We start from the raw sequence: 16,294 nt of genomic DNA on the forward strand, positions 1-16,294 counted from the left end.
TCGCGGATGGCGGGCTCCACCCGTTTTCCCACCATGTCAACGGAATCCGTGGCGTCAGCCGGGCCAGCCGGACACCACCGCGGCGACCACCACGCCGAGCACTCCCGCGCCGATGCCTGCGAGCACTGTCGTGATCACGTTGAGCGCCGACAGGAGCCGCGCGCCCTCGGTGAACAGCCGCACGGTCTCGTAGCCGAAGGTGCTGTAGGTGGTCAGGGCCCCGCAGAACCCCGTCCCGACCAGGATCTGCACCGCCGGTGCCTGCACGCCCGCGAGCGCGGCGCCGGTCAGCACGCCGAGCACGAACGATCCGAAGACGTTCACCGTCAGCGTCCCGAACGGGAAGACCGCGTCGCGCCTGCCCTGGATCCAGCGGTCGACCAGGAACCGCACGCACGCGCCCACCGCTCCACCCACCGCGACCAGCACGAACGTCACGCTTGCTCCTCGCGGCCGCCGACGACCACCTCGACGTGGTCCAGCAGCACCATTCCCCCGGCGACCAGTTCGCGGAGCTGCGGCAGGAAGTCCCTGATCCGCTGCTCGGCGTCGACGATCACCACCGCGACCGGCAGGTCCTCGCTCAGCGACAGCACCCGCGTGGTGTGGATCACCGAGGACACGCCGAAGCCCTCCACGCCCCGGAAGACCGAGGCGCCGGCGAGTCCGGCGCGATGGGCGCGCCGGACGATCTCGTCGAACAGCGGCCGGTGCTCGTATGTGTCGGCCTCGCCCACGATCGCGGTCAGCCGCAACGCGTTGCCGTCGAAACCCATCCGCTCCTCACCTCCTCCAGCCGGTGCAGACGCGGGCGAGCAGGACACCGGCGACGACGGCCGCGAGCGCGGTGACCAGCGTCCCGCCCAGGTAGACCAACGCGAGACCGGGCCGGTGTTCGACGACCAGGTGCACGGCATCGGCGACGTAGGTCGAGAACGTCGTGAACCCGCCGAGCACACCGACGCCGACGAAGGGGCGCACCAGCCGGTGCGCACTGGCCACCTCGGTGATGACGAACATGAGCACGCCGATGGCGAAGCAGCCCACCACGTTGACGATCAGCGTCGACCACGGTCCCGGCCACACCAGACCCGCGCCGTGGCGCAGCAGCGAGCCGAGGGAGCCGCCGAGCGCGACCGCGCCCAGCACGTCCCAGCTCACCCCGGCCCGACGCCCCCGCGCCTGCTCCGGGAAAGCCGCCGGTTGCTCGGTCATGCGCCTCCAACCGCCGCCCGGGTGCGCACCCAGGCGCTCGCCTGCAACTCCCGCAGGAGCCGGAACGGCTCCAGCACCCCATCATCACCCCCGTAGGCGCGCAGCGCCTCGGCCCCGTCGAGCCTGTCGGTGCCGCGCATGACCGCCAGGTCCCATTCGACCGGGGCGGTGCAGCACTCCTCGAAGTCGGTCCACGTCCACGTGCCTCCCGCTCGCACCAGGTTGCGCGGGTGCGCGTCGCCGTGCACGCGCTGCACCGGGCGCACCGCGGTCACCTCGGGCACGATCCGCTCCAGCGTCCGCGCCATCGCCAGGTCGTCGCGGGTGGCGAAGGGGCTGCGCAGGAACGCCTCGACGTCACCGATCGGCACGTCCAGCACCGGTGCCGGGGCGGGGTGCTCCCGCAGGACCTCGTGCAGCTCGCGCAGGCGGGTGCCGAACTCGGCCGCGCCGGGCAGGCCCTCCGAGATCGCCGGCAGCGGCTCCCAGAAGCTCACCCGCAGGCCGTCGTGGTGGTGCGGCCCAGGCGGCAGGACCGCACTGGGCCGCACCGCGGGAACCCCGCGCCCGGCCAGGAAAGACGCGACCGAGATCTCGCGCGCGACCAGACCGTCCACATCGGAGCGGAGCACGGCCGGGACCAGGACCACCCTGGCGACCACCGGCGCCGGGTCCAGCCGGACGACCACGTTGTAGCCGGCGGCCAGCACGACCGGCTCGGACACCCGCACCCCGTGCGCCGCCGCGGCCGCGACCGCCGCCCGGACCGCTCTCCGCTCGCCGTGGTCCGCCATCCGCGCATCCTCGCAGGGCTACGCCCCCGCGCGGTTGGCGTTGGCGATGATCGCGTCGCGGACGAACACCGCCAGACCGGGCGCGATCTCGTCGTAGGTGGCGGTGAAGCGCTCGTCCGACACGTACATCTCGCCCAGACCGCGGTGGATCTCGTACGTGCAGTCGTAGCACCACTTCGTGATGTGGGCGCGGTGCTGCTCGGCCAGGTCCATCGCCCGCTCGCTGTCCGGCGCGGCGCCGTCGGCGAACGCCTCGGCCAGCGCCGTGCCGATGGCCTGCTGCGACTCCATGAACCGCGCCCAGTCCTGCTTGGTGAAGGACTTCATCCGCTCCTGCGACTGCTTGTACGCGTCCGTGCCGCCCCAGCGCTGTTCGGCCTCCTCCGCGTAGTCGTCCGGGTCGAAGTCCCCGAACAGCTCGAACTTCTCCTCCTGCGTCAGGTTGATCCCCATGTCACTCGCCTCCAGCTCGCGTTCGACCGCCGCGAGCATCCGGCGCAGCCGCTCGATCTGACCGTGCAGCACGTGCTGCTGCCGCCTCAGGTGGTCCTTCGCGTCACCGTTGGCGAGGATGCCCGCGATTTCCTCGAGGCCGAAGCCGAGCTCCCGGTAGAACAGGATCCGGCGCAGCCGGTCCAGGTCGCCGTCGGAGTAGCTGCGGTAGCCCGCGCGCGTCCGGCGGCTCGGCACCAGCAGCCCGACCTCGTCGTAGTGGTGCAGCGTCCGCACCGTCACTCCCGACAGCCGGGCAACCTCACCCACCGAGTAGCTCACTTCGCTCACCTCCACGGCACCGAGCCTGCGGCCCCACGCGACGTGAGGGTCAACCGGAATTCCAGCAGTTGCCACGAGATCCAGTGTTGCCTTGGTCACTTGTAGTGGGAGCCGGCCCTGCGGCGCTGTGGCCGCAGTGTCATCATCCAGACACCCAGAGTGACAAGGCGGCCGGTCAGAACGATTCGGAGCACGTGGAGTTCCGGATGGCGAAGTCATGCCTGCTTCGCCACAGCACCTTGGCAGAAGTTACCGCCAGGTAATACCCTCTTGTTACCGACGAGTAAGGGCACGGAATCCGGGTGAGCCGGCCCCGCCCGCCTAAAGCGCGCAAGAGGGAGCCTTCGCAATGGGCCACTACAAGAGCAACGTCCGAGACCTGGAGTTCAACCTCTTCGAGGTGCTCAAGGTGCAGGAGCGGCTGGGAACCGGCGTGTTCGCGCAGTCCGACGAGGACACCGTGCGCGGTGTGCTCAGTGAGCTGAACGCGCTCGCGACGGGGCCGCTGGCGGAGTCCTTCGAGGAGGGCGACCGCACGCCTGCCGAGTTCGACCCCAAGACGCACTCGGTGACGCTGCCCGAGGCGTTCAAGAAGTCCTACCAGCAGGTCATCGAGGGCGAGTGGTGGCGGCTGGGGCTGCCGGACGAGCTCGGCGGCTACGGCATCCCGCCGACCGTGGTGTGGGCGGCCGCGGAGCTGATCCTCGGCTCCAACCCGGCCATCTACATGTACATGGCGGGCCCGAACTTCGCGACGATCCTCTGGAACAACGGCACCGAGGAGCAGCGCGGCTGGGCCGAGCTCATGATCGAGCGCGGCTGGGGCGCCACCATGGTGCTCACCGAGCCGGACGCGGGCTCCGACGTCGGCGCGGGCCGCACCAAGGCGGTCAAGCAGGCCGACGGCTCGTGGCACCTCGACGGCGTGAAGCGGTTCATCACCTCGGCCGACCAGGACATGACCGAGAACATCATGCACCTGGTGCTGGCCCGCCCCGAGGGCGAAGGCGTGGAGACCAAGCCGGGCACCAAGGGCCTGAGCCTGTTCCTGGTTCCGAAGTTCCACTTCGACTCCGAGACCGGCGAGCCGGGCGAGCGCAACGGCGCCTTCGTGACCAACGTCGAGCACAAGATGGGCCTGAACGCCTCGGCCACCTGCGAGCTGACCTTCGGCCAGCACGGAACGCCGGCCAGGGGCTGGCTGCTCGGCGAGGTGCACGACGGCATCGCGCAGATGTTCCAGGTCATCGAGTACGCCCGGATGATGGTCGGCACCAAGGCCATCGGCACGCTGTCCACCGGCTACCTCAACGCCCTGGGCTATGCCAAGGAGCGCGTGCAGGGCGCGGACCTGACCAAGGCCACCGACAAGACCGCGCCGCGGGTGCCGATCACCAACCACCCCGACGTGCGCCGCATCCTGATGCTGCAGAAGGCCTACGCCGAGGGCCTGCGCGCGGTGTACCTCTACACCGGCACGTACCAGGACCAGGTCGCGCAGGGCAAGGCCGACGGCTCGGACGTCGCGCTGGCCGAGGCGGTCAACGACCTGCTGCTGCCGATCGTCAAGGGCGTCGGCTCGGAGCGGGCCTACGAGATGCTGACGCTGTCGCTGCAGACCCTGGGCGGCTCGGGCTACCTGCAGGACTACCCGATCGAGCAGTACATCCGCGACGCCAAGATCGACAGCCTCTACGAGGGCACCACCGCGATCCAGGCGCAGGACTTCTTCTTCCGCAAGATCGTGCGCAACAACGGCCAGGCGCTGGGCCACCTCGCGGGTGAGATCCAGAAGACGCTGCAGGCCGAGGGCGCCGACGAGCGGCTGAAGGAGGAGCGCGCGCTGGTCGCCGCCGCCCTGGAGGACGCGCAGGGCATGCTCGGCGCGATCTTCGGGTTCCTGACCTCGTCGCAGGAGGACGTCGACAACCTCTACAAGGTCGGCCAGCACGCGGTGACGCTGCTGCTGAGCATGGGCGACCTGCTCGTCGGCTGGATGCTGCTGCAGCAGGCCGAGGTCGCGCTGGCCGCTCTCGACGCGGGCCCGTCGGCCAAGGACAAGCCGTTCTACCAGGGCAAGCTCGCCGCGGCGCGCTTCTTCGCCAAGAACGTGCTGCCGGAGCTGAAGTCCCGCCGCAAGATCGTCGAGGCCGCGGACAACTCCCTGATGGACGTCGATCTGGCGGCGTTCTGACAGCGGGTCCGCGCGCGCAGGGGTGCTCCGCGCGGACCCGGCCGGTACCGGTTCACGGGACCGGTCACAGCACGAGGCCCCTCGGCCGTTCGGTCGAGGGGCCTCGTCGCTGTCGGCGCCTGTCTTCGGGTCCTTGAAGCGGAACCGCCACGCAAGGCGAGTTCGAAGACAGGCACTCAGCCGCCCGCCGGCGGGACGGGGTGGTTGCTGTGGAACAGCGCGTGCGGGTCGTGGCGGGCCTTCAGCTCGGTGAGGCGCCGGTAGTCGCGCGGCGCGAACGCCGAGCGAACCTGCTCCTCGTCGAGCGGGCCGAAGCTGAAGTTGAGCGAGCGGCCGATCTCCTTGCCCCACCACGGTTCGAGGGCGTCGAGGTGCGTCGCGCGCACGAGGTCCTCCTCGCCGGGTGCGACGGGAGACAGGACCCCGAGCGAGTACCCGGCGTCGCGGTGTCCGACGGCGCTCGCGGTCTTCGGCGGACGGGCCAGCGCGCCGCCGAGGTGGCGGATGCCCACCACGCACATGACCGGCGCCGACGGTCCGGCGAGCTTGGGCAGGGCCGCGAGCGCCTCGGGGTCGAGGTCCGGCAGCAGCAGGTTGGACGAGCGGTACGCGTGGGCCCGGTCGGGCTCGTCGAAGACCTTGCTCGACTCGATGAAAGGCAGCATCCGCAGCGTGTCGCGCAGGCTCGGGCCAAGAGCGCGCAGCGGCTCGACCAGTCTGCTGCCTTCCTCCTCCGAACCGAGGTAGGCGATCTGGATCTGGGCCACGTGCCGGCCTCGCAGCTCTTCCGGCACCACGGGCAGGTCCGGGAACGGCAGCATCGCCACCGCCGAGGTCAGCTCGTCCGGCACGCCGGCCGTCCAGCGCCGCCAGGACTCCAGCACCCCGGGCACCTGCTCGACGTCGAAGTACAGACCGCCGCCGTACAGCGCGGTGACCGGTACCAGGCCGATCTCCATGCCTGTGACCACGCCGAAGTTGCCGCCTCCGCCGCGCAGCGCCCAGAACAGGTCGGGTTCCTCCTCGGGAGTCACGCGTCGCAGGTGCCCGTCGGCGGTGACCAGGTCGAAGCGGCGCACGTGGTCGGAGGCGAACCCGTGGCGCCGGGCCATCAGCCCGACACCGCCGCCGAGCGTGTAGGAGACCGCGCCCACGCCCGGCGAGCTGCCCGACAGCGGGGCGAGGCCGTGCGGGGCGGCCGCGTCGATCACCTCCTGCCAGTTCGCGCCCGCCTCCACCCACGCCGTGCGGGCCCGCGGGTCCACCCGGACGTCCGACATGCGGCGGGTGCCGATCAGCACGCCGCCCTCCAGCGCCGCGTTCAGACCGTGACCTCCAGCCTGCACAGCCACCCGCGCACCGTGCGCCGCGGCGAACTCGACCGCGGCGCGGACGTCCCGCGCGTCGGTCGCGCCCACGATCGCGGCCGGGCGGTGCGGCCCCAGCAGTTGGAACCCGGTCCGTTCCGCGTCGTACTCGGCGGCGTCCGGGGTGAAGACCGGGCCGCGCACGCGGTCGGAAAGCGAGGCGATGGCGGTGCTCAGTTCCCTTGTTGCTCCAGACATGCCGCCAAGCTAGGGCGCGTTCCGGACTCATCTTGTCCGCATGGCGTGGCAGTCTCGATCGCATGGACGCAGCCTCGACGCGCAAGGGCATGCCGGGGCGGCTGCTGCGGCTGCTGTCGCTGCTCCAGAGCAGGCGGGAGTGGTCGGGTGCCGAGCTCGCCGACCGCCTGGGCGTCACCGACCGGACCGTGCGCCGCGACGTCGAGCGGCTGCGGGAGCTCGACTACCCGGTGCGGAGCACCACCGGCACGGCGGGCGGCTACCGGCTGGTGTCCGGCCGCGACCTCCCGCCGCTGCTGCTCGACGACGACGAAGCCGTCGCGGTGGCCATCGGCCTGGCCACCGCCGACAACCGGAGCGTGGCCGGGATCGAGGAGAGCTCGATGCGGGCGCTGGCGAAGCTGGAACAGGTGCTGCCCGCGCGCCTGCGGCCGAGGCTGGCGGCCGTCACCGGAGCGACCGCGGCTGCGCCGCACCGCCACCCCACACCGCGCGTGGACCCGGCCGTCCTGGCCGTGCTGGCCGCATGCTGCCGCGACCGGGAGATCCTGTCCTTCGACTACCGGGGCCGCGGCGGCGAGCCGAGCGCGCGTCGCGTCGAACCGCACCACCTGGTCACGGTCCAGGGCTTCTGGTACCTGCTCGCCCACGACCCGGACCGCGAGGACTGGCGCACCTTCCGCGTCGACCGGATCGAACGGCCCAGCCCCACCCGCAGGCACCACGAACCCCGCGAGCTGCCCGCGCCGGACCCCGCGACCTACCTGACCAGGTCCTTCGCCAGCGCCCGGTACACGTACACGGCGCGGATCAGCGTCGCGCTGTCCGCGGAGGAGGTGCGGGTCGGCCTGTTCGCCCCGCTACCCGGCGACATCGAGGACCGCGGCACCCGGCGGTGCACCGTGCGTGTGAGCGCGGAATCCCCGGAGCTGGTGACACAGTACGTCGCGGCCGTCGCCGCGCTCGGGGCGGAGTACAGCCTGGACGCACCCGACGAGATCGTCCGCCGGGTGCGCGAACTCGGCCGCCGGCTCTCCGGCTAGTGCGAGACGTGGTGCCTCACACGACCTCGCCGGGCTCGGTCTGAACCCGCTCGCGGGGCGCCGCGCGCAGCACGAGCACGACCAGCGCCGCCACGACCATCACCGCGCCGACCACCCACAGCCCCGCCCGCTGCGAGCCGGTGACGTCGCGCAGCGCACCGGTGATGTAGGGCGCGGCGAACCCGCTGATGTTGCCCAGCGAGTTGATCAGCGCGATGCCGCCTGCCGCCGCCGCGCCGGACAGGAAGTTGCTCGGCAGCGCCCAGAACGTCGGCAGCGCGGCGCAGACGCCGACGGCGCAGATCGTCACCGCGACCATCGCGGAGTAGGGGTTGCCCAGGTACAGGGCGATGGGAATGCTGACCCCGCCCAGCAGCATCGGCAGCGCCACGTGCCACACCCGCTCGCGGGTGCGGTCGCCGTGGGCGGCCCAGATCACCATCGCGACCGCGCCGATCACGTACGGCACCGCGGTCACCAGCCCGGACTCGACCGTCGTCATCTCGGTGCCGTACTGCTGCTCGAACCCGGCGATGATCGTCGGCAGGAAGAAGCCCAGCGCGTAGAGGCCGTAGGCGATTCCGAAGTAGACGAACGCCAGGGCGATGATCCGCGGGTGCGTCAGCGCCTTGCGCAGCGGCCAGTGGTGGCTCGCCTCGGTCTCGCGGCGCTCGGCCTCCAGCCGCTCGGTCAGCCACCGCCGTTCCTCCGGCGCCAGCCACTTCGCCTGCTCGGGGCGGTCGGTCAGGTAGAACCAGGTGGCCACGGCCAGCAGCATCGCCGGGACGCCCTCGACCACGAACATGAACCGCCAGCCCGACAGCCCGAAGACCCCTTCACCGCCGCTGATCAGGACGCTGGAGACGGTCGCGCCGATGGCGCTGGAGACCGGCACCGCCGCCATGAACAGCGCCACCGCCTTCGCGCGCTGCGCGGCCGGGAACCAGTAGGTCAGGTACAGGATGATGCCGGGGAAGAAGCCCGCCTCGGCCACGCCGAGCAGGAAGCGCAGCACCACCAGCGTCGTCGCGTTCGGCACGAACGCCATCGCGGTGGCCACCACGCCCCACGAGATCATGATCCTGGCCAGCCACTTGCGGGCGCCGAAGCGGTGCAGCGCGAGGTTGCTGGGCACCTCCAGCACGAGGTAGCCGAGGAAGAAGATCCCCGAGGCGAACCCGAACACGGTGGCCGAGAGCTCGAGCTCCTCGTTCATCCCGTTCGGGCCCGCGAAGCCGATGTTGACCCGGTCCAGGTAGTTGACGAAGTAGAGCAGGCAGAGGAAGGGCATGAGCCGGACCGCGACCTTGCGGACCACGCGGTTCCCCAGCCCGGTTGCGGTGGCGTCGGCGCTGTTCACCGGCCAGTCCTAAGCCGCCGCACCCGCCGCAGTCAAGACCGCGACCGCCTGGTGGGACGGCCGGTCGAGGGACGGCGAAGCCTCCCGACTACCGTTGCGGGTATGCCCGAACGACCGATTGCCCTGGTCACCGGTGCCTCACGTGGCATCGGTGCCGCCGTGGCCCGCTCGCTGGCCGACACGCACGACCTGCTGTTGGGCGGCCGCGACACCACTTCCCTGGAAAAGGTCACCGCCGACATCCCCGGCGCCCGCCCCTGGCCCGTCGAGCTCACCGACCACGAGTCGGTGGCCGCCGCGGTCGCCGAGATCGACCACCTGGACGTGCTCGTGCACAGCGCCGGGCTGGTCGAGCTGGCGCCGCTCGCCGACGCGCCGCCGGACTCGTGGCGCCGCACCTTCGAGATCAACCTCTTCGCCGTCACCGAGCTGACCCGGCTGCTGCTGCCCGCGCTGCGCGCGGCGAAGGGGCACGTGGTGCTGGTCAACTCCGGCGCGGGCCTGTCGGCCAAGCCGAACTGGGGCTCCTACGCTGCCAGCAAGTTCGCGCTGCGCGCGTTCGCCGACGTGTTGCGCGCGGAGGAAGCGGCCAGCGGAATCCGCGTGACCTCGGTGTTCCCCGGCCGGACCGCCACCGACATGCAGCGCGGGGTGCGCGCCGCCGAAGGCGGCGAGTTCGAGCCGGAGAACTACCTGCGCCCGGAGTCGGTGGCCGAGCCGATCGTCTCCGCCGTGCGGTCTTCCCGGGACGCGCACATGACCGAGCTGGTCATCCGCCCGGCCTGAGAGCCTGTCTTCGGTCTTCGAAGCGGCGCAGCCGCTTGGCCCATCCGCGAAGCCGGCACCGCCGCGGGTTCTCAGGCGTTCTCTGGCGAGGACAGCTTTTTCGCAGCGTATGGCTGATACGTCAGAAAAAGATCCCGGAGCCGGAGGGCGCCTGAGGTTCCGCCACCGGAGCCGCTGCGCGAGGTGAGTTCGGAGACCGCCTCTGAACACGCCGACGTCGCTCCGGGCGGCCGGTGCGGCCGCCCGGAGGAGTAAGCGGCCGGTCAGTCCCTGACGTGGGCGGCGGCGGTGCGGGCCGCGGCCTGAACCCGCCTGCGGTCGACGCGGGTGGGTTCCCGGTCGTGCAGGACCTCCTCGCCCGCGACCCAGACGTCGCGCACGCAGCGCGAGCCCGCCGCCCACACCACGTTGGCCAGCACCTGCTCGTCCGGGGCGTCCAGGCCGGTGGCGAACGCCGGGTTGTCGACGTCCAGGTGCACGACGTCGGCCCAGCGGCCGGGCTCCAGCGCGCCGATGTCGTCGCGGTGGATCGCGTCGGCGCCGCCGCGGGTGGCGGCCAGCAGCGCCGCGTCCGCGCTCAGCGCGGTGGCCTCGCCGGTGACGGTGCGCGCGAACAGGCCCGCGAGCTGGATCTCCTCCCAGAGGTCGAGGTCGTCGTTGGCCGACGGGCCGTCGGTGCCCAGGCCGACCGCCACCCCGGCGGCCAGCAGGTCGACCAGCCGCGCCGTGCCGGAGGCGAGCTTGGCGTTGGAGCCGGGGCAGTGCGCGACCCCGACGCCGCGCCGCGCGAACAGGGCGATGTCGTCGTCGCTCAGGTGCACGCCGTGCGCGGCGAGCACCCGCCCGCCCAGCAGCCCGACCTTCTCCAGCAGCGCGGGCACCGAACCGAACTCCTCGCGCTGCGCGACGTCCTCCTGCAGGGTCTCCGCGACGTGGGTGTGCACCAGCGCACCGCGCTGCCGCGCCGCCCCGCCGATGGTCTCCAGCGCCTCCGGCGGCAGCGTGTACGCCGAGTGCGGGCCGTAGGCGAGCTCGACACGCTCACCGGGACCGAAGCGCAGCCCGTCGGCGTCGATCCAGCCGCTGAGCCCGTCGACCATGTCCTGCCAGGTGCCGAAGGCGCTCAGCGCGGGCGTGTCGATCACGGCGGAGGCCAGCACCACCCGCGAGCCGACGGCGAGCACGCCCTCGACGACCGACTCGCCGCCGAAGTACATCTCCGCGCTGGTGGTCACGCCCGCGCGCAGCATCTCCACGCAGCCCAGCTCCATGCCCGCCCGGATGTCGGCGGGCCGCAGCCGCGACTCGGCAGGCCAGATCACGTCCTGCAGCCACGGCAGCAGCGGAAGGTCCGCGCCCATGCCGCGCAGCAGGGTCATCGGGCTGTGGGCGTGGGAGTTGACCAGTCCGGGCAGCAGGATTCCGCTGCACTCCCGGACCCGGGCGTCCGCGGGCCGAGCCGGTGCGTCGACGCGCGGACCGCAGTAGAGGATTCGACCTTCCGCGTCGACGTCCACCACGGCGTCCCGGATGATCGAGCAGTTCGGGTCGCAGGGCAGCGCCATCGGCGCGTGGAGGCGTAGTGCGATCGGCATGGCCCGCATTCTGCCGGACCTACCGCCCGCCGATGGTGCTCATCGAGAGCCACATCGCAGCGCCCGCCGCGAGCACGAACACGACGACGGTGATGAGGACGACGATGTCGGTGACCTTGCCGGGAAGTCGCTGTTCCATGCCTCCAGCATCCGCGCCGGACGGGCCGCGGACCTCGGCTGAAAGGCCCGGTCACCTCGGTCGATCGGCCGCGCGGCCCGGCCGTCCGGCCGACCGCGGGCGCGGCCCCGAGCCTCCCGGGGCGCCGTTGCGGCCCGAACGGCTCAGAGGTTCTCCATGAGGCCGCTGCGCCACGCCCAGGCCGCGGTCTCGACGCGGTTGCGGGCGCCGATCTTCGCCTGCGCCGCCGCGAGATGGGTCTTCACCGTGGACAGGGACATGAACAGCTCCCGGCCGATCTCGGTGTTGGTCAGCCCCTTCGCCGTCGCGCGCACGACCTGCAGCTCGCGCTCGGTCAGCTCCTCCTTCGGCGGCGCGACCGCCGAGCGCACCCTCTCCCGCGACTGCGAGAAGTGCTTCAGCAGCCGGACCGTGATCTGCGGCGACACCAGCGCGTCACCGCGCACCGCGGCCTGGATCGCCTCGAGGAGCAACGCGGGCCCGGCGTCCTTGAGCAGGAAGCCGCTGGCGCCGTTGGCCAGCGCGGCGTCCACGTACTCGTCGAGGTCGAAGGTGGTGACCACGACTACCTTCACCGGGTCGGTCACCCCGGGGCCGGCGAGCTGCTTGGTCGCCTCCAGCCCGTCGATGCCGGGCATCCGGATGTCCATCAGGCACACGTCGGGCCGCTTCTCGCGGGCCACGCGCACCGCGTCGACACCGTTGGCGACATCGCCGACGACCTCGATGGTCCCCTGGGACTCCAGGATCATCCGGAACCCCGCCCGCACCATCTCCTGATCGTCCGCGATCAGCACCCGGATCATGCAGCGCCCTCTTCCTTGTTCTGCTCGCCCAGCGGGAGCCACGCCTCCACGCGCCAGCCGACGTGGTCACCGGGGCCGGCGTGGAACCGGCCGCCGAGCAGTTCCACGCGCTCGCGCATTCCGACCAAACCGTATCCGCCCGACCCGCCGACCGGACGGGCGTGCGTGCCGTTGCCGTCGTCGGCGACGCGGGTGTGCAGGTGGGTCTCGTTGGAGGTGACCGCGACCTCGACGCGCGAGACGTCGAGCGCGTGCTTGCCGCTATTGGTCAGCGACTCCTGCACGACGCGCAGCGCGGACCGCGCCACCTCCAGCGGGATCTCGTGGCGGATGTCGACCGACAGGTCGATGTGGGCGCGACTCACGCTCTCGGAGCTGTGCCGCTGCGCGCCCTGCACCAACGCCCGCAGGTCGGCCTCGAGGTCCGTGGTGGCCTGCTCGGTGACCTGCGAGGCACCGGCCGGCTCGGCGCCGCGCATGCTGGCCACCAGGCGGCGCATCGCCGTCAGCGCCTCGGTGCCGCTGTCGGCGATCCGCGCCAGCGCCTCGGTCGCGGCCTGCGGGTTCTTCTCCGACACCAGCTGCGCGGCCTGCGCCTGCACCACGATGCCGGTGACGTGGTGGGCCACGACGTCGTGCAGCTCGCGGGCCAGCGCCATCCGCTCGGCCTGCTGGGCGCTGCTTACCGCGCTGTGCACGGTCCTGGCCCGCTCGTCGTCGCGGGCCCGGAAGTAGACGCCGGTGCCCACCGACAGCACGAGCAGCAACCCGCCCATGAACAGGAAGCTGAGGTAGTCGCCGACCCGGACCGAGTCGCCGGAAGGCGTCACGAACAGCGCGAACAGGGCCGCGCCCACCAGCGCGCAGCCGTTCCAGACGGCGTTGCGGGGCGGCGCGTAGCGGGTGCTGAAGGCCAGCAGGATCATCCCCGATGCGATCGCCGATGGCGAGATCGGACCGAGCAGCCAGGTGTTGGCCCCGGCGCCGGTGATCCACATCGTCAGCGCCGTGGTCGCCAGCGCGACCGCGCCCAGCATCGTGGTCTCCGACGGGCGCAGCGGAGCGAGCACCGCGAGCACGGCCAGCACCGCGCCGCCGAGCGCGACGATCACCGTCGACACCACGCCGTCACCGCTGAGCAGCTCCAGGCACAGGAACGCGAACAGCACGCCCATCACGGGCCACTGCCTGCGCAGCAGGGCCTGCAACGGGGTGTCGTCGGAGCGGGGTTTGCGCCCTCGCAGGTACACACCGGTGCCGACGGCGAGGACGAGCTCCACGAAGCCGACACCGACCGAGCGCGAGGCGTCCTGGCTGGCGTAGACGTAGGACTCGGAGGTACGCGCGAAGAGCGCCACCAGGCACGACACGACCAGCGCGGTGGTCACCGGGATCGCGTAGCGCTTGGGCCGCAGCCAGAAGACGTAGACGACCATGGCCAGGCCGGCGATGTTCTCCGTGGGCCGGACGGCCAGCAGGCCGAACGAGTAGGAGTCGGCGTCGAAGTAGCCGATCGCGATGGTGCTCGCGCCGAGCGCGACGGCACCGGCCAGCCCGCAGAACACCGGCCAGCGGCGGGCCAGCACCGCGAGCGCCGCCATCGCGGTGAGTCCTGGGAGCACGACGGCGTCGCGATCGGGGCGATCGATCGAGAGCACCATCTCCCCGCACCACGCCAGGCCGATGACCAGCGCGAAGATCCACTGCGCGCGCACGAGCCCGCGCAGCCGGGCCGCCCAGGTCGAAGCGGTGGGGGTCGTCGGGTACTCGCTCACGGCATGACGGTATCGGGCGCGTGATCGCCGCACCCTTGGCCGATAGGTCCGAAACGGCCGACCGATCGGCCGACCGCCCGCGCGCGTGCTCCGGCCCGCGGGAGGAGCCGCGAAGCACCCCGCCGCGACGAACCTGGTCACCGATCGCGCTCGGCGTCGGGCCGCGGCGCAGGGGAACCAGGAGGAGCACAGTGTCAGGTCCAATGGCGTCCGGCCTGCTCGCGACCGGTCCGTCGACCGGGCGTCCGGTGCTGGTCGGGCGGGGTTTGGTCAAGCGCTACGGCGACCACCACGCGCTGGCGGGGGTGGACATCGGGATCTCGGCAGGCGAGGTGCTGGCCATCGTCGGGCCGTCCGGGTCGGGCAAGACGACCCTGCTGCACGTACTCACCGGTGTCATGCGCCCCGACAACGGTGAGGTGGCGCTCGACGGGCACCGGGTCGACCGCCTCGGCGAGTCCAAGCGCAGCGAGCTGCGCAGGCGGGAGTTCGGGTTCGTCTTCCAGAACGGCATGCTCGTCGCCGAGCTCACCGCCGAGGAGAACACCGCGCTGCCGTTGCTGCTGGCTGGCGCGAACCGGCAGCAGGCGATGGCCGGGGCCCGCGAGTGGCTCGGCAGGCTGGGACTGGCGGGCATGGAGACCCGGCGGCCCGGCGAGCTCTCGGGTGGTCAGGCGCAGCGCGTGGCCATCGCGCGGGCACTCGCCCACCAGCCGAAGGTGATCTTCGCCGACGAGCCGACCGGGGCGCTGGACACCCGCACCGGCGCGGAGACCATGCGCGCGCTGCTGGGCGCGGCGGCCTCGACCGGTGCGGCCGTGGTGATCGTGACGCACGACCGGGACCTCGCCGCCCGCGCGGGCCGCATCGTCGAGATCCGCGACGGCCGCATCGCCGACGGGGTGGTAGCGGCTTGACTACTCCCCGCCGTGAAGGGCGGGGATTCCCTTCCGGCTCGCGCCGGAAGGTTCCTGCTTCCCAGCCGACTGCCCCGTCCGGGAGGTCTCCCGTTGAGGTCTTACACCGGCTCCACAGGCCGACACCGCCAGCCCGGCGGCCAGAATGCTCTTCGCGGCATTGACGTCCCGGTCGTGGGCCGTGTTGCAGCCGGAGCACGTCCAGGTGCGGACGTTGAGCGGCATCCTCTCGGTGAGCCTGCCGCACGCGGAACACGTCTTGCTGGAGGGAAACCACCGGTCGACCGCGATCACCTCGCGGCCGTACCAGCCAGCCTTGTACTCCAGCATCGTGCGGAACTGCGACCACGCGGCATCGGAGATCGCGCGTGCGAGCTTGCCGTTGCCCAGCATGCCTCGCACGTTGAGGTCTTCGATCACGACCGTTTGGTTGTCGCGGACGAGTCGAGTGGTGACCTTGTGCAGGTGGTCCCGGCGCCGGTCGGTGATCCGCGCGTGCACACGGGCGACCTTCCGGCGGGCCTTGGCCCGGTTGTTGCTGCCCTTCTGCTTGCGGGCAAGTTCCCGCTGAGCCTTTGCCAGATGGGCGCGGTCCCGCTTCTCGTGCTGGGGGTTGGTGATCTTCTCGCCGGTCGACAACGTGACCAGCGAGCTGATGCCCGCGTCCACACCCACGGCGGCATCGGCCGGGATGTGCTGTTCCACCGCCGTTTCCACCAGCAGGGACACGAACCACCGGTCAGCCGCGTCTCGCGACACGGTCACCGTGGACGGCTCCGCACCCTCCGGCAGGGGGCGCGACCACACGATGCCGAGAGGTTCGGGCATCTTCGCCAGCGTGAGTTGCCCATCGCGGTACGTGAACGCCGAGCGGGTGTACTCCGCCGACTGGCGGGACTTCTTGCGGGACTTGAAACGCGGGTACTGCGCGCGCTTGTCGAAAAACGCCGTGAACGCACCCTGCAGATGCCGCAACGTTCGCTGCAACGGCACCGACGACACCTCACCCAGAAACGACAGCGCGTCGGTCTTCTTCCACGCGGTGAGCATCGCGGAGGTCTCGGTGTAGTTCACCCGACGTCGCTCGGTGAACCACGCGCGGGTCCTGGCATCCAGGGCGAGGTTGTAGACCTTGCGGACGCAACCGAACGTGCGCAGCAACTCCTGCCGCTGCGCAACGGTCGGATAGACGCGGTACTTGTACGCCCGCTTCACCGGCACCCTCGCCATGACTTAGCAAACAACATGTCAACTAGTGAGTCTCGATCTCGGGTGGTCACCGAACAGCACTCGGGATCGGCTCCTCCCCGGCCTGAAGGCCGGGGTATCCG

The 16,294-nt window shown here is 71.6% G+C and carries 15 protein-coding genes; 4 read left to right on the plus strand and 11 right to left on the minus strand.

Going from position 1 to position 16,294, the window contains the following annotated elements; all coding sequences use genetic code 11:
• Positions 1–54 precede the first annotated feature (54 nt).
• From crcB to HUO13_RS36470, 5 genes are read right to left on the minus strand one after another with little or no spacing between them, the layout of a single operon-like run.
• On the minus strand, positions 55–438 hold the full coding sequence (gene crcB / locus HUO13_RS36450; protein ID WP_211899362.1) for a fluoride efflux transporter CrcB: 384 nt from the start codon (positions 436–438) through the stop codon (positions 55–57).
• Complete coding sequence (locus HUO13_RS36455; protein ID WP_211899363.1) at positions 435–776, minus strand: DUF190 domain-containing protein; 342 nt, start codon at positions 774–776, stop codon at positions 435–437. Before HUO13_RS36455 ends, crcB begins: the two co-directional genes overlap by 4 nt.
• A 7-nt stretch (positions 777–783) precedes the next feature.
• Positions 784–1,215: a fluoride efflux transporter FluC gene (locus HUO13_RS36460; protein WP_211899364.1), complete on the minus strand. Its 432-nt coding sequence runs from the start codon at positions 1,213–1,215 to the stop codon at positions 784–786.
• Positions 1,212–2,009 carry a phosphotransferase gene (locus HUO13_RS36465; RefSeq protein WP_211899365.1) on the minus strand — a complete coding sequence of 266 codons (798 nt, stop codon included), beginning with the start codon at positions 2,007–2,009 and terminating at the stop codon, positions 1,212–1,214. The genes HUO13_RS36460 and HUO13_RS36465 overlap by 4 nt, the downstream gene beginning before the upstream one ends.
• 18 nt (positions 2,010–2,027) lie before the next feature.
• Positions 2,028–2,783, minus strand: coding sequence for a MerR family transcriptional regulator (locus HUO13_RS36470; protein ID WP_211899366.1), 756 nt, complete (start codon positions 2,781–2,783; stop codon positions 2,028–2,030).
• Between the two features lie 349 nt (positions 2,784–3,132).
• Here HUO13_RS36470 and HUO13_RS36475 point away from each other — a divergent pair, with 349 nt between their 5' ends.
• Positions 3,133–4,977, plus strand: a complete 1,845-nt coding sequence (locus tag HUO13_RS36475) for an acyl-CoA dehydrogenase (RefSeq protein ID WP_211899367.1) — start codon at positions 3,133–3,135, stop codon at positions 4,975–4,977.
• A 176-nt stretch (positions 4,978–5,153) separates the two neighbouring features.
• On the opposite strand, the gene HUO13_RS36480 is transcribed toward HUO13_RS36475, so the two are convergent.
• Positions 5,154–6,542, minus strand: coding sequence for an FAD-binding oxidoreductase (locus HUO13_RS36480; protein ID WP_211899368.1), 1,389 nt, complete (start codon positions 6,540–6,542; stop codon positions 5,154–5,156).
• Positions 6,543–6,604: 62 nt separating this feature from the next.
• Between HUO13_RS36480 and HUO13_RS36485 the strand changes: the two genes are divergently transcribed.
• On the plus strand, positions 6,605–7,585 hold the full coding sequence (locus HUO13_RS36485) for a helix-turn-helix transcriptional regulator (protein WP_211899369.1): 981 nt from the start codon (positions 6,605–6,607) through the stop codon (positions 7,583–7,585).
• Positions 7,586–7,601: 16 nt separating this feature from the next.
• On the opposite strand, the gene HUO13_RS36490 is transcribed toward HUO13_RS36485, so the two are convergent.
• Positions 7,602–8,945: an MFS transporter gene (locus tag HUO13_RS36490; RefSeq protein WP_211899370.1), complete on the minus strand. Its 1,344-nt coding sequence runs from the start codon at positions 8,943–8,945 to the stop codon at positions 7,602–7,604.
• A 102-nt stretch (positions 8,946–9,047) separates the two neighbouring features.
• On the opposite strand from HUO13_RS36490, the gene HUO13_RS36495 reads away from it, so the two are divergent.
• Entirely contained in the window at positions 9,048–9,731 is a 684-nt protein-coding gene (locus HUO13_RS36495) for an SDR family oxidoreductase (RefSeq protein WP_211899371.1), read from the plus strand.
• 263 nt (positions 9,732–9,994) lie between these two features.
• Here the strand turns inward: HUO13_RS36495 and HUO13_RS36500 are convergent, their stop codons facing one another.
• From HUO13_RS36500 to HUO13_RS36510, 3 genes are all read right to left on the minus strand, one after another.
• Positions 9,995–11,335 (minus strand): amidohydrolase family protein, encoded by a 1,341-nt coding sequence (locus HUO13_RS36500; protein WP_211899372.1) that lies wholly within the window; start codon positions 11,333–11,335, stop codon positions 9,995–9,997.
• A 273-nt stretch (positions 11,336–11,608) separates the two neighbouring features.
• On the minus strand, positions 11,609–12,271 hold the full coding sequence (locus HUO13_RS36505; RefSeq protein ID WP_211899373.1) for a response regulator: 663 nt from the start codon (positions 12,269–12,271) through the stop codon (positions 11,609–11,611).
• Positions 12,268–14,046, minus strand: coding sequence for a sensor histidine kinase (locus tag HUO13_RS36510; protein WP_211899374.1), 1,779 nt, complete (start codon positions 14,044–14,046; stop codon positions 12,268–12,270). Before HUO13_RS36510 ends, HUO13_RS36505 begins: the two co-directional genes overlap by 4 nt.
• Positions 14,047–14,249: 203 nt before the next feature.
• On the opposite strand from HUO13_RS36510, the gene HUO13_RS36515 reads away from it, so the two are divergent.
• Positions 14,250–14,963, plus strand: a complete 714-nt coding sequence (locus tag HUO13_RS36515) for an ABC transporter ATP-binding protein (protein ID WP_211903399.1) — start codon at positions 14,250–14,252, stop codon at positions 14,961–14,963.
• Here HUO13_RS36515 and HUO13_RS36520 read toward each other — a convergent pair whose 3' ends face one another.
• Positions 14,964–16,178, minus strand: a complete 1,215-nt coding sequence (locus HUO13_RS36520; protein WP_211899375.1) for an RNA-guided endonuclease InsQ/TnpB family protein — start codon at positions 16,176–16,178, stop codon at positions 14,964–14,966.
• Positions 16,179–16,294 lie beyond the last annotated feature (116 nt).

Origin of the sequence: Saccharopolyspora erythraea (assembly GCF_018141105.1) — a bacterium.
In the GTDB taxonomy this organism is placed as follows: Bacteria; Actinomycetota; Actinomycetes; order Mycobacteriales; family Pseudonocardiaceae; genus Saccharopolyspora_D; species Saccharopolyspora_D erythraea_A.